Source organism: Chelativorans sp. AA-79, from assembly GCF_029457495.1.
Classification (GTDB): Bacteria; Pseudomonadota; Alphaproteobacteria; order Rhizobiales; family Rhizobiaceae; genus Chelativorans.
On sequence record NZ_CP120361.1, the window covers coordinates 5,266,531 to 5,279,732 of the forward strand.

Annotated in this window: 13 protein-coding genes; 8 read left to right on the forward strand and 5 right to left on the reverse strand. The window is 64.2% G+C overall.

Going from position 1 to position 13,202, the window contains the following annotated elements; genetic code table 11:
* Positions 1-68: 68 nt before the first annotated feature.
* The 4 genes from PVE73_RS25675 to PVE73_RS25690 all read left to right on the forward strand — a co-directional run bounded on the left by PVE73_RS25675 (position 69) and on the right by PVE73_RS25690 (position 5,211).
* The gene (locus PVE73_RS25675; protein WP_277367581.1) at positions 69-1,400 is read left to right on the forward strand and encodes an EAL domain-containing protein; all 1,332 of its coding nucleotides are present in this window, start codon (positions 69-71) and stop codon (positions 1,398-1,400) included.
* Positions 1,401-1,616: 216 nt separating this feature from the next.
* The gene (locus PVE73_RS25680) at positions 1,617-2,573 is read left to right on the forward strand and encodes a TAXI family TRAP transporter solute-binding subunit (protein ID WP_277364945.1); all 957 of its coding nucleotides are present in this window, start codon (positions 1,617-1,619) and stop codon (positions 2,571-2,573) included.
* Between the two features lie 152 nt (positions 2,574-2,725).
* The gene (locus tag PVE73_RS25685; RefSeq protein WP_277364946.1) at positions 2,726-4,855 is read left to right on the forward strand and encodes a TRAP transporter permease; all 2,130 of its coding nucleotides are present in this window, start codon (positions 2,726-2,728) and stop codon (positions 4,853-4,855) included.
* Complete coding sequence (locus PVE73_RS25690) at positions 4,852-5,211, forward strand: DUF1850 domain-containing protein (protein ID WP_277364947.1); 360 nt, start codon at positions 4,852-4,854, stop codon at positions 5,209-5,211. Before PVE73_RS25685 ends, PVE73_RS25690 begins: the two co-directional genes overlap by 4 nt.
* A gap of 2 nt (positions 5,212-5,213) precedes the next feature.
* On the opposite strand, the gene PVE73_RS25695 is transcribed toward PVE73_RS25690, so the two are convergent.
* On the reverse strand, positions 5,214-5,360 hold the full coding sequence (locus tag PVE73_RS25695) for a hypothetical protein (RefSeq protein ID WP_277364948.1): 147 nt from the start codon (positions 5,358-5,360) through the stop codon (positions 5,214-5,216).
* A gap of 312 nt (positions 5,361-5,672) precedes the next feature.
* Between PVE73_RS25695 and PVE73_RS25700 the strand changes: the two genes are divergently transcribed.
* On the forward strand, positions 5,673-6,182 hold the full coding sequence (locus PVE73_RS25700) for a ferritin-like domain-containing protein (protein WP_277364949.1): 510 nt from the start codon (positions 5,673-5,675) through the stop codon (positions 6,180-6,182).
* 146 nt (positions 6,183-6,328) lie between these two features.
* Here the strand turns inward: PVE73_RS25700 and PVE73_RS25705 are convergent, their stop codons facing one another.
* Entirely contained in the window at positions 6,329-7,006 is a 678-nt protein-coding gene (locus tag PVE73_RS25705) for a helix-turn-helix transcriptional regulator (RefSeq protein WP_277364950.1), read from the reverse strand.
* Positions 7,007-7,072: 66 nt separating this feature from the next.
* On the opposite strand from PVE73_RS25705, the gene PVE73_RS25710 reads away from it, so the two are divergent.
* Positions 7,073-7,285 (forward strand): DUF1127 domain-containing protein, encoded by a 213-nt coding sequence (locus tag PVE73_RS25710; protein WP_277364951.1) that lies wholly within the window; start codon positions 7,073-7,075, stop codon positions 7,283-7,285.
* A gap of 66 nt (positions 7,286-7,351) precedes the next feature.
* On the opposite strand, the gene mbfA is transcribed toward PVE73_RS25710, so the two are convergent.
* Both mbfA and PVE73_RS25720 read right to left on the reverse strand, forming a co-directional pair.
* A complete protein-coding gene (mbfA, locus tag PVE73_RS25715) occupies positions 7,352-8,335 on the reverse strand; it encodes an iron exporter MbfA (protein ID WP_277364952.1) in 984 nt (327 codons plus the stop codon).
* Between the two features lie 199 nt (positions 8,336-8,534).
* Complete coding sequence (locus tag PVE73_RS25720; protein ID WP_277364953.1) at positions 8,535-9,233, reverse strand: CerR family C-terminal domain-containing protein; 699 nt, start codon at positions 9,231-9,233, stop codon at positions 8,535-8,537.
* Positions 9,234-9,322: 89 nt separating this feature from the next.
* Between PVE73_RS25720 and PVE73_RS25725 the strand changes: the two genes are divergently transcribed.
* Together PVE73_RS25725 and PVE73_RS25730 are read left to right on the forward strand one after the other, a co-directional pair.
* Positions 9,323-9,793, forward strand: a complete 471-nt coding sequence (locus tag PVE73_RS25725) for a CYTH domain-containing protein (protein ID WP_277364954.1) — start codon at positions 9,323-9,325, stop codon at positions 9,791-9,793.
* Complete coding sequence (locus tag PVE73_RS25730; protein WP_277364955.1) at positions 9,790-10,683, forward strand: CHAD domain-containing protein; 894 nt, start codon at positions 9,790-9,792, stop codon at positions 10,681-10,683. The genes PVE73_RS25725 and PVE73_RS25730 overlap by 4 nt, the downstream gene beginning before the upstream one ends.
* Before the next feature lie 42 nt (positions 10,684-10,725).
* Here the strand turns inward: PVE73_RS25730 and PVE73_RS25735 are convergent, their stop codons facing one another.
* Positions 10,726-13,176, reverse strand: a complete 2,451-nt coding sequence (locus tag PVE73_RS25735) for a response regulator (RefSeq protein ID WP_277367582.1) — start codon at positions 13,174-13,176, stop codon at positions 10,726-10,728.
* Positions 13,177-13,202 lie beyond the last annotated feature (26 nt).

The window sequence follows — 13,202 nt, forward strand, 5'->3', positions numbered from 1 at the left end:
TTCGTAAAGGATTACGCGACATTCTCCCCGCGGGCGTGAAAAAGCGGGAATAATCAATGCGATCCGCGATGGCTGCGGGGCAGATGACCAGGGGGTATGGTCAGGAGGAATTTGTCCTCACCGACCCGCTCACCGGGTTGGGGAACGAGCGACGATTCTTCAACAAGATCACCCGGCTGATTGCCGACCGGGCGGATGATCCCGCGCCCTTCGCCGTCAGCGTCCTCGATCTCGACGGCTTCAAACCGATCAACGATCTGTTCGGCTATCCGGCGGGCAACGAGATCCTGCAGCAGGCGGCCATGCGCCTGCGCGCGGCGATCGACGCGCAGTCGACCGTCGCGCGCATCGGCCCCGACGAGTTCGCCATTCTCCACCCCATGGTCTTCAGCGAAGGCGCGGCAGAGGAGCAGGCGCGGATGCTGATCGAGATTCTTTCCGCGCCCTATGATGTCGGAGACCGCACCGCGCGGCTTTCCGCATCGGCCGGCTGCTCGCTCTTCTACTCGGAGGAAGACACGGCCGAACTCCTTCTCAGCAAGGCGGAAACGGCGCTCTATCATGCAAAGCGCGCCGGCCGCGGCCTCGTCATTGTCTACACCTGCGAGATAGAGCAGGCCGCCAAGCGCACCACCCGCATCGAGCAGGCCTTGAGGCGCAGCGTGGCGGCCGGCGAGGTCGAACCGCATTTCCAGCCCATCGTCGATCTCGCCACGCGCCGGATCGTCGGTTTCGAGACGCTGGCGCGCTGGACGGACCGTGACCTGGGTCCCGTCTCACCTGTCGTCTTCGTTCCCATCGCAGAGAAAAGCGGCTTCATCGGCCAGCTCTCCCAGGTTCTCCTGAGCAAGGCGACGCAGGCCGCCCGTGATTGGCCGCAGCATCTGTTCCTCTCCTTCAATCTGTCACCCTCGCAACTCGTCGACCACAATACGAGCCTGCAGATCCTGTCCATCCTGAGACAGACCGGCTTCGACCCGCGCCGGCTCGAGATCGAGATCACCGAAACGGGCCTCATGAGCGATCCGGCCTCCGCCGGGGAGATCATCGACGACCTGCGGCGGATGGGCATCCGCGTCTCGCTCGACGATTTCGGCACCGGGCAATCGAGCCTGGGGCGGCTGCGCGACTTCCGCTTCGACAAGCTGAAGATCGATCGTGCCTTCGTCGCCTCGCTTCTGGAGGATCGCCCATCGGAACATATCATCCGAGCCATCCTCGCCATGTGCGAGGGGCTCGGGATGGACGTCGTCGCCGAGGGCATCGAGGAGGAAGCCCAAGCCGAGCGGCTGGCGGCCTTCGGCTGCAAAGACGGGCAGGGATTCCTGTTCGGAAAACCCGGCGACGCAGAAGCGACATTGGGGTATCTACGCTCCACCGCCAGCCTTCCACGGGAATAGATTCCGCCTCAAAGAGATTCCTGCCCCTCAATCCTCTGGAGAATGGAGCGCTGGCGAATGCGAGCGCGTTCCGCCTTGGCCGGAAGTCGGATCAAGGTGGCGGTTTCCACTTTCCGTGCTTGTCGCTATGGTACGTGCAAACCACCGTGCGGAATTCGCCGGTGGTGTCGTCCCTGGTCGCCAGGGGTGCAGGTGAGGATATCGGAGGAGAACACAATGCTCGGCCTGAAGAAGAAATATCTGGCTGCCGGCGCCATTGCGCTGGGTCTCGGCTTCCACGCGCCAGCTACCGGTGCGCAGGAATTCGTCAATGTGCTGACCGGCGGTACATCCGGCGTCTATTACCCGCTGGGCGTGGCGCTCTCGAAAATCTATGCCGACAACATCGAGGGCGTGCGCACGCAGGTGCAGTCCACAAAGGCATCGGTGGAGAATCTGAACCTTCTGCAACAGGGACGGGGCGAGATCGCCTTCTCGCTGGGCGATTCCGTCAAAGCGGCTTGGGAAGGCAACGAAGAAGCGGGCTTCCCGCAGAAGCTCGAGAAGTTAAGGGCCATCGCAGCCATCTATCCGAACTATATCCAGATCGTCGCCTCCGAGGAATCGGGCATCCAGAGCCTCGAGGATCTGAAGGGCAAGAGCCTGTCCGTCGGTGCGCCGAAATCCGGTACTGAGCTCAACGCGCGGCAGATCTTCGAAGCCGTCGGGATGAGCTATGACGATTTGTCCCAGACCGAGTACCTGCCGTTCGGCGAATCTGTCGAGCTCATCAAGAACCGCCAGCTCGATGCGACGCTGCAGTCGGCGGGCCTCGGCGTGGCCTCCATCAAGGACCTGGCGGTCTCCCTCCCCATCACCATGGTCGCGGTGCCGGCGGAGGTGGCGGAGAAGCTCGGCGCGCCCTTCCAGGCTGCGACTATTCCCGCCGGCACCTATGAAGGGCAGACGGAGGATGTGCCCACGCTCGCCGTCACCAACATCCTGGTCACCCATTCGGATGTGTCGGACGACCTGGCCTACGAGATGACGAAGCAGCTTTTCGAGCATCTCGACGCGATGACCGCCGCGCATGCGGCTGCCAAGGGTATCTCGCTCGAGAAGGCGACCGAAGGCCTGCCCGTCCCGCTTCACCCGGGCGCGGAGCGCTACTACAAGGAAGAGGGCTTGCTGTAAGGCGCGCAGGGATGAGCAGCGGTTGTGCCGACCCTTCCCTTGTAGGTTCGGGGGCTGGCGATGCTGAGCCTGCAAATCCGCTGACTCCCCCGCCACGGGGAGGATAGCCGGCTGCAGGTTGCCTTCCAGGATCACGCCAAATGGGAAACACCATGAGCGACGCCGAGAACGCCTCACCCCCCGCCGTCTCGGCCAAGCTCTACGATCCCACGCACGGCGATTTCAGGGGCACGCTCGAAGGCCGTCTCCTGATGTGGATCGCCGTTGCCTTCTCCCTCTTCCAGATCGGCACGGCCGCCCATCTCATCAACCTGCCGAGCCAGATCGTGCGTGCCTTCCACGTCGGCTTCCTGATGTTGCTCGTCTTCCCCGTCGTGGCCTCGGCGAAAGACGCCGGCCCGGCGGTGAAGGCCTTCGCCTGGGGTCTGGCGCTCGCCGGCGTGGCCGTGGCGCTCTACCAATTCGTGGAGTACGAACCGCTGATCCTGCGGGCGGGCTACCCCACCACGCTGGACATTGTCTTCGGCGTCGTGGCGCTCGCCACCATATTCATCGCATCCTATGTGCTGATGGGCCCCTCCCTGCCCATCATCTCCGGACTTTTCCTTCTTTATTGCCTCTTGGGACAATACCTGCCTTCGCCACTCAACCACCGCGGCTATGATTTCGAGCAGGTGATCGAGCACATGGCTTATGGGACGGAGGGCATCTACGGCATCCCGATCTACGTCTCGGCCACCTACATCTTTCTTTTCATCCTCTTCGGCTCGTTCCTCGAGCGCGCGGGGATGATCAGGCTCTTCACCGACGTCTCGCTCGGTCTTGTCGGCCATGCGCGGGGCGGAGCGGCCAAGGTGTCGGTCATCTCCTCAGGGCTGATGGGCACCATCTCCGGCTCGGGCGTGGCCAATGTGGTGACAACCGGCCAGTTCACGATCCCGCTCATGAAGCGCTTCGGCTATCGCGCGGCCTTCGCCGGCGGTGTGGAGGCCACCTCCTCGATGGGCGGGCAGATCATGCCGCCGGTCATGGGCGCCGTTGCCTTCATCATGGCCGAGACGCTGGGCATCGAATACTACGAGGTGGTCAAGGCCGCCATCATCCCCGCCTTCCTCTATTTTGCGTCCGCGTTCTGGATGGTGCATCTGGAAGCGGGCAAGCGCGGCCTGCACGGCCTGCCGAAATCCGAGCTCCCTTCGGCGGCCGCAGCCTTGCGCAACGGCTGGTATCTCATCCTGCCGCTGGCCGCCCTCGTCTACCTCCTCTTCTCCGGCTACACGCCGCTCTTTGCCGGCACGATCGGCCTGGGACTCACGGTCCTGCTCGTGCTCGGCGGGTCGGTGGCGCTGGGCCTGCCTTCCTATGTGCTGCGGGTCGTCTTCTGGGTGGGACTCGGCCTCGTGGCCGCGAGCTTCTTCCGCTTCGGCGTCAATGTCATCCTGATCGCCGGGCTCATCCTCGTCCTTGCCAACCTGTTCGTGAAGGGCGGCCGGGAAACGCTCGCCAATTGCCGCGCTTCACTTGCCGAAGGTGCCAAGACCGCTCTCCCGGTGGGTGTCGCCTGCGCTATCGTCGGCGTCGTCATCGGCACGATGACCCTCACGGGCGCTGCCAACACCTTCGGCCAGTTCATCGTCTCGGTGGGGCAGTCGAGCCTCTTCCTGTCACTTGTCCTCACGATGATCACCTGCATCATCCTCGGCATGGGCATCCCGACCATTCCCAACTACATCATCACCTCGTCCATCGCCGGCCCGGCGCTGCTCGCGCTCGGCGTGCCGCTCATCGTCAGCCACATGTTCGTCTTCTATTTCGGCATCCTGGCAGACCTCACGCCACCCGTGGCGCTCGCCTGCTTCGCCGCAAGCCCGATCGCCCGCGAAAGCGGCCTGAAGATCTCGCTGGAAGCCATAAAGGTCGCCACCGCCGGCTTCGTCATCCCCTTCATGGCCGTCTACACGCCCGCACTCATGCTGCAGGATGGCGGTCCACTCGCCCAGGCGATCGGCTATCCAGCCGCCGTCGCCTACATCGTGCTGAAGGTCGGCCTCGCCATCGGGCTGTGGGGCGGCGCCGTCATAGGCTTCCTGCGCCGGCCGCTCGCCTGGTGGGAGCGCCTGCTCGCCGCCGCTGCGGCCTTCACGCTGGTTGCCGCCCTTCCCATAACGGACGAGATCGGCTTCGTGCTTTCCGCTCTTTTCCTCGGCATCCTCTTCCTCACGGGGCGCGCGGGCGACCGGCCGAAGCCATCCCGCCCCGAACCGGACGGCGCCGTGGAATGAGCCTCTGTATCCTTGCCGGTGGCAAGACCGCGATGGTCGCCGCCAGCCTCTTCACTCTCTCCTGGACTCATTCCGTGGAGAAGGTGGAGTGGCGCGAGACCTGGCGGGTGTCACCCGAAGGCTTTGCCATCGTCGAGGCGCGCATCAAAGGCTCCGGGGCCGGCATGGAACCGCCGCCCGACGCACGGTTCGAACACGGCTGGTGGATCTATGTTCCGGTGCTTCCACCGCTTCCCGAGCTTCGCCTCGCGGCTTCGGGGGCGACACCCAGTGCGTGGACGCTCTGCGCCGCCGGTACGTGCCGCACGCTCGGCGCGGTGTCCGGCACCCAGGTCGTCCTCAAACCCTGCCCCTGAAATCAGGCATGCGCCGAGCGGCTGCCGCCCTCGCGGCGCTTGCAGGCGGGGCCGGGTCCGCGCATGTAGTGGCGCTCGGGATGATAGCGCGGTGCTAAGAAGTTGCGGACGGCCTTCACGCAGGCAACGATCAACTTGATGAACCCCATGGTCCCCGTATCCTGGCTCTCGACATCCCTCCGAAGCGCATCATACCGAAAATGGATGAATGCCGGGTGAATGTCCCTTTGTCGTGAGCCCAGAGACCACTGCTCCATGGCGGAAAATGGGAGCGATCTTGGCGCCGCTGTGGCGCCCGTCATTGATCCTCTTTCTGTGTCCGAAAAGTCACATCGCGCGCGCCGCCCGCTCTCCGCTGTCGATGGAACAGAGCCGCCTCGGTCGGCGTTAGTGAACGAAACCGGCGGGAGGGAACAGCCCCGTGCGGTTGCAACGCGAGAGAAAGAAAAAGGAACGAAACGATGGGTCTGTTTTCGAAAGACATCAAGAGCATGGATGATCTGTTCGTCCACACGCTGCAGGACATCTACTACGCCGAGAAGCAGATCACCAAGGCCCTGCCGAAGATGATGGAAAAGGCCAGCAATCAGCAGCTCAAACAGGGTTTCGAAAAGCACCTGAAGGAGACCGAGGGCCACGTGCAGAATCTGGAGCAGGTGTTCCAAAAGATGGACATGCAGCCCAAGGGCGTTGATTGCCCGGCGATCGACGGCATCATCGAGGAATCGAACGAGATCGCCGGCGAGGTGGAAGACCCGCAGGTGCTCGATGCGGCACTCATCGCTGCCGCGCAGGCCGTCGAGCACTACGAGATTACGCGCTACGGCACGCTTGTGACCTGGGCGCAGGAGCTTGGCCACAACGACTGCGCGGACATCCTGAAGCGCAACCTCGCCGAGGAGAAGGCGACGGACGAGAAGCTCACGCAACTCGCGGAAAGCCGCGTCAACCTCAGCGCGGCGGCCCACTGAGGACCTACAGCGGGTGGGATCACCCGGTGCCACATGCGAACGACGGATAGAGCGGAAGCGCGAGCGAATGCGAGGGCGTCGCGCTCAGCTTTCGCCGTCGGCCATATGCACATTCTCCCCGCCCGTTGCCGATCGCGGGCGGGGAGTTACCTGATGAACAGTTGGAATTTGCGCTTCCCCATCGGAGTGAACCGCACGATGCGGCTCTCCGCTTCGCGCCGCGCCCAGTCAAGCGCCAGGATGCGGTCAAGTACGGCCGCCCCCAACCCGCCTGCCAGATGCGCCCGGCGCACACTCCAGTCCAGGCAGGTCCGGCACACCGGTCTCCGACTTCTTTTCAATTTGTCGAGGTCGATTCCGACGGCGGCAAAATAGGCTGCGCCCTCCTCGCTGAGTTCGACGCCTTCTCCCCGGATCAGGACGAGACCCTTCCTGATGAAGCTGTCGAGCATGGTGACGCCCATCTCGCCCGCCAGATGATCGTAGCAAACGCGCGCCTCGCGCATGGCCTTGTCGCGCGGTCCGGGCAGCACACGCTTCGGCCCGAACGCCGCCGCAACGCCCGTGATGCTTTCCAGCATGGCCGCTACACTCTGGTCGGCCAGCGCGTAGTAGCGGTGCCGGCCCTGTTGCGCCATCCTCGTCAGCCCGCCGCCGGTGAGCTTCGCCAGATGCGCGCTTGCGGTGGGCAGAGTCACACCCGCTTCCAGCGCCAGTTCGCTGGCCGTGAGCGCCGTCCCGCCCATCAGCGCGGCCAACATGTTGGCGCGGGCGGGGTCACCGACGAGGCTGCCGATCTGGGCCAGATCCGTTCCTGCTTTCATACTTCGATCCTAAACGAACCATTCTTGAGCGGCCACTGCTATTGCTTGCCCGAAAGGGAGCAAGCCATGCAGACCACAGCCGCCGAGGGAAGGAAGCCGTCGCGGCGCGGCCGGCCGATCACGCAATTTTTCGTTGCGAGGCTTGCCCGCGCAGCCCGCCTTTACGAACGCTACCGCCAGCGGCGCCATCTCGCCGAGCTCGACGACCATCTTCTTGCCGATGTCGGGCTCACGCGGCAGGATGTGCATCGCGAGTGTTCACAGCCTTTCTGGCGTTAGCCATTGTAGCTCGACCTATCGGTTCGATGCTTTGATGGCGGCCGAAGTATCGCCGTAGGGACGGCTCTAGGCGTTGCCGATCAGCATGCCGGCGGCAAAGACGAGCGCACCGCCCAGCACCACTTGGAATGTGGCGCGGCTCCAAGGCGTGTCCATATAACGGTTCTGGATGAAGGCGATCGCCCAGAGTTCCATGAACACCACGATGAAGGCGATGATCGTCGCGGTCCAGAAATGCGGGATCAGATAGGGCAGGGCGTGTCCCAGCCCGCCGAGCGCCGTCATCACGCCTGTGGTGACGCCGCGCTTCACCGGCGAACCCCGGCCTGAGATCACGCCGTCGTCGGAGGCGACTTCCGTGAATCCCATGGAGATGCCCGCACCGATCGAGGCGGCGAGGCCCACGAGGAAGGTCTGCCAAGTATCGCCCGTGGCGAAGGCGGCCGCGAAAATCGGTGCAAGCGTCGAGACCGAGCCGTCCATCAGCCCCGCGAGCCCCGGCTGTACATAGGTCAGGATGAACTGCCGTCGTTCCGCCCGGTCCTCCGCTTCGCGCGCGTCGGTATCGAGATGCTTCTGCTCCAGCTGCCCGGCCAGCGTCTCGTGCTTCTGCTCCGCCGCCGCCAGATCGCCCAACAGCTGCCGCGTGTCGGTGTCCTGGGTGCGCTTGGCGGCTTCGGTATAGAAGCGCTGCGCCTCCGCTTCCATGATCGCGGCCTGGGCGCGCACATGCCCCAGCCCCAGCGGCCGCACCAGCCAATCGGGACGGCGCTGGTAATAGCCGCGCACATGCTCGCGCCGGATGAGCGGGATGCGGTTGCCGAAGCGCCTGCGATGCAGGTCGATCAGCGCGCCACGATGCCGGTCCTCCTCTGCCGCCATCTCCTCGAACATTGCCGCGGAATGCGGGTATTCCCCTGCAAGCCCGTCCGCGTAGGCGCGGTAGATGCGCGCATCGTCCTCCTCGGACGAAATCGCGAGCGCCAGCACCTCCTGTTCGGAGAGCGAAGAGAAGGAGCGGCGATTGAATCCGAAAAGACGGCTGAACATGACGAGGACGGTCCAGTTAGTTTAGAATTATTCTAAACTATGGTGCGCCATGCGAGGCGTCAAGGATAGCTGCGCTCTCTCGGGTGTGGCGAACGGAGGATGTCCGGTTTTTCAGGGAAAAGGCGGGAGCGGCTCTCGGTCCGAATCTATGACAAGCGAAAGCTGGATCGGATCGTCGGTTCCGTGGAACGATGGGTGCTCAGCTCTTCCGTTTCCTGGCATCCAGGACTGCCTTCAGATTCCGCGTCGCCTGCTCGATCACGGCATTGGCTTCGCGCCGCCCGATGTCGCTCCAGCCCATGCGCCGCAGCACCGCTTCCCGCGCGACGCGGAAATAGATCACCTGACCGATGATGGTGAAAACCGCGATCTTGGTCTCTTCGCTGTCGGCGGACTCGCCGGTCGCCGCTTCCCAGAGCTTGCACAGCCTTTCATGCGTAGGCTCGAACACGCCCGCATAGACGATGTCGAGCACCCCCGTCGGATGTGTCAGTTCACGCAGCAGGAATTGAACGAACTCGCCCGCCTCCGGTGCGGCGACCACGAACCCTGCCATGGTCCGCACCACCTGGCAGAGCATGGCGCGTGCCTCCTCCGGCGAGGCGGAAACCTCCTGCTGGCCGGCGAAGTCTCCAAGCGTGCGTTCGGCAACGTCGCTTAGCGTCTCGACGATATACTCCGCACAGGCCGTCTGCAGGCCTTCCTTGCCGCCGAAGTGATAAGCGATGGAACCGATGTTCGCGTTCGCCTCCGCGGCGACGGAACGCGTCGAGGTGGCCTCGAAGCCCTGTTCACCGAAAAGTTTGAGTCCTGCCCGGATCAACGCCTCGCGTGTTCGCTCCGCGCCGCTCAGCCGCGCCGGTCTTCCAAAATCGTAACTGCTGAAAACTGTATTCATCGACAACGCCTTTAATCAAGTGATTGATCAACGTCAACGCACTTGCGCGCGACCTCGGGTCAGGCTTGTATTCCCGCAGGAGGGGAGACATGGCCAAGGAAAGCGAGCGCAAATTTCTCGTGTCCAATGATGGCTGGAGAGCGGCTGCAGAAGAGGCGGCCGCGATTCGGCAATTCTATCTCGTCGCCGCGGAGGATCGTTCCCTGCGAGTGCGGCTGAAAGAAGGCAGGGCCATCCTCACGCTGAAGCTCGGCTCCGCCGCCCGCGAGCGCGACGAGTTCGAATATCCTATTCAGCCGGAGGATGCCCGGGAGATGGAACGCTTTTCGCTCGGCTCCGTTGTCGAAAAGGTCCGCCATTTGGTATCCCATGGCGGACATATTTATGAGGTGGACGAGTTCTGCGGCGCCCTCGCCGGTCTCGTGCTCGCCGAATTGGAGACAGCTGCGGAGGTCGCCGAACCCGACCTGCCACCGTGGCTGGGGCGGGAGGTCACGGGTCACCCCGCCTATTACAATGCTTCACTCGCACTGCATGGTCTGCCGGAAACCGATCGATGAGCTATCGCATAGAAAAGGATCGGCCGCTCGATTCAGAAATCCGGCGCATTGCCGCTGAGGAGATCGACGCCGTAGCCACCCGGCTTGCAAACGCGCCGAAGGACCGTCAGGAAACCCTTCACGATGCTCGCAAGCGGCTGAAGAGGTTGCGGGGGCTGATCAAACTGGTGCGCCGCGCGGATCCCGCGTTCCATGACCGGGAAAATACCCGCTATCGGGATCTGGCACGGGAGTTGGCGCCGATGCGGGATGCCGATACGCTGGTCGAAACAGCCGACCGCTTCCTGGCCGCCGCGTCCGATTCGCAGGCGGCTGTCCATGTCGCCGCCATTCGGGACTATCTGGTCTCACGTCGCGACCGCATCGTCCGGGAACATCAGGAGGTCGCCTTCCCGGCTGCGCTCGCCGCTCTTGCGGAAGGCAGGCAGGCTCTGGCGTCCCTCGCCTTGCTGCGGGAGCCGCGCGCCGCGGCGCGGCTCCTCGCGCGCGGGGCGGAGGATGTCGTGACGAAGGCGCGCAAAGCCCTCAGGCGAGCGCGCAAACATGGCAAGGCGGATGACTTCCACGAATTGCGCAAGGCGATGAAGAACCATCGCATGCATATGGATCTCCTGAAGAAGCTGCAGCCGGTGGGTACCGGAAGGCGCCGCAAGGCCGACGCCCTGGCGGACAGGCTGGGCGAGCTCAACGACATTGACGTCATGCTGACCTTCCTCCAGCGGGAAGAGGAAGGCATCGCTGCGCCCGAGGCCATCCGCGCCTTTCGGGAACTCCTGGCCGCTGAGGAAAAGGCATTGCGCAAGGCCTGCCTGCGCCAGGCGGAGGGGCTTTTTGAGAAAGAAGGCAAGCTCGCCCGACGGATCGAGCAGGGGATCCGCAAGGCAGCATAGTTTGGCATCGTCCGGATTTGCGCCGCGATGCGGTATCCGTCCTCATGCCTCGGAGGGCTCTGCATCTACCCGTGGCAGCCATTCCTCGATCTTCACGCCCAGGCGGGCGGGTGACACGGGTTTGGTCAGGTAGTCGTCCATCCCGGCCGCGAAGCAGCGTTCGCGGTCTCCCTCCAGCGCGTGAGCCGTCAGGCCGATGATCGGGGTGCGCGGCAGGTCCTGCTCCTTTTCCGCACGCCTGATCGCCACGGTGGCTTCGAGACCGTTCATTTCAGGCATGGATACATCCATGAGAATGATGCCGGGCCGGCGGCCGCGCCACAGCGCCACGGCCTCACGGCCGGTTTCGGCGATCGCGAAGCGGCGTCGGGAATTTTCCAGGATCTGCCGGAAAAGAAGCTGGTTCACCTCGTTGTCCTCGGCCACCAGCACGTCCAGGCGCTGCTCCTGCAGGCCCGCGAGCGGCATGGCCCCATGTTCCGGAGCCGCCACCACGTGCTGTTCCTCGTCGACGAGGTGGAGAGAACTTTCCTCCGCCCGCCTCCCATCGGCCAGCGCATCGATGATCGCCCTGCGCAACTGTGCCGAGCGGGCGGGTTTCGTCAGCACTGCCTGGGCGCCGGACGATCTGAAATCCAGCATCGCCGTCGAATCGTCCACCGAGGTGAGCAGGATCGCAGCCGTCGCCGCCCCGTGAGGCGTTGCGCGCATGCGCCGCAGAAGCTTCGCCCCGTTCATTTCCGGCATCTGGTAGTCGAGGATCACGAGATCCACCGGCGCGCCGAAGCGTACCGCCCGGTCAAGGAAGGCGAGCGCGCGCTCGCCGCTTTCCACCGCCGCGGAACGGAACCCCCAGTTATGCATCTGCTCGGTCAGAATGCGCCGGTTGATCTCGTTGTCGTCGACAATGAGGATGCGCGCTCCCTTCGCAGGTGCCGGCACCGTCCGCTCCGCGCGCTGGTCTTCGCGTGCAGGCAGCGGAATGCGGCAGCGGAAGACGGAACCCTTGCCGAGCTTGCTCTCGACCCCGATCGATCCGCCCATCAGGGTGACAAGCCTCGAGGCGATGGCAAGCCCCAGGCCCGTGCCCTCGTGCCGCCGGGTCGATGATCCGTCGACCTGGCTGAATTTCTCGAACACGCTCGCCAGCTTGTCCTCCGGGATGCCGATGCCCGTATCGGAGATTTGGAACAGCACCATGTCTCGATCCGGCAGCACCTCCATCAATACATGCCCGTGCTCGGTAAACTTGATCGCGTTCCCCGCGAGGTTGGTAAGGATTTGCCGCACCCGGCCGCCGTCGCCCACCACCCATTCGGGCAGCTTCGGATCAACTCTGACGATGAGCTCCAGATCCTTCTCCGAGGCGTGGGGGGAAACCAGCGTCGCCACGTCCTCTATCGCCTCCGCCAGGTTGAAGGGAACGGGATCTAGCTGTGCGTGGCCGGCCTCGATCTTCGAGTAGTCGAGAATGTCGTTGATGATGGACAACAGCGCGTTGCCGGATTTCACGATCACGTCGTTATAGGTGCGCTGGCGCTGGTCGAGATTGGTGTTGGCCATCAGTTCCGCCATGCCCAGCACCCCGTTCATCGGCGTGCGGATCTCGTGGCTCATATTGGCCAGGAACTCCGATTTGGCTCTGTCGGCAGCCTTCGCGCCCTCGAGCGCGGTCTTCAGCCGTTTGAGCGCATGCCGGATCGAACGGTCCATGGGCAGGAAGATGAAGAGCAGGATCGCCGCCGCGAAGGAGGCGAGCGCCACGCCGACCACGTTGATGGCGAACTTCACTTGATGCGCCAGTTGCTGGTTGAACTCGCGCAGCGCGCCAGCGAGCTGGGCAAGGTCGGGCTGCACGCGGAAGGTGATCATGTCGTCCAGATGCAGCGCCGCCGCCTCCCACTGCTCAGGGGCGGCCGTCGCCGCGTGCCGGAGCGCGCCCTGAAACTCCCGCAGAAGCTTCACCGGCTCCTCGCGCAGGCCAGCGCGGCCCGACATCAGCCAATCCCTCAGCCCCGGGTCGAGTTGTTCCCACAGTGCCGCCATTCGCGTGATCACACTCTCCAGCCGCTCGGCACCCGCCGCGAGCGCGATGTCCGCTCTCGGCATGCCGCTGCCAACCCTGCTCGACATCAGGATCGTGGTGCGGGCGGCGTGCTCGGCCGTGTCGGCCGCCTCGGCCACGATCACGGCGAGCTGTGTCACGTTCGAGAAGCGGGCATTGGCATAGTGCGAGCCCAGCATGAAGAGCGTGCCCGGCACGATCAGCGCGGCCATCACGATGATGTAGCGCAGCCTCAAGCCCCGCACCGCCTTTGCGATGGTCTGGGAGGGATCTCGTGTGCTCTCCGCCTTGGCCCGCGCGTCCTGCCTGGCGTGCCGAAGGAAAAGCAGCACGCCGATCAGCGCCGCCGCTGCGAGGCCGAATATCAGGGGAATCGATGCCGGCCCGACCGCCCCGCCACTTGGTTCGAAGCCGAACAATTCCAACACCGTCAAAGTCCCTCCGCCTGCGCGAC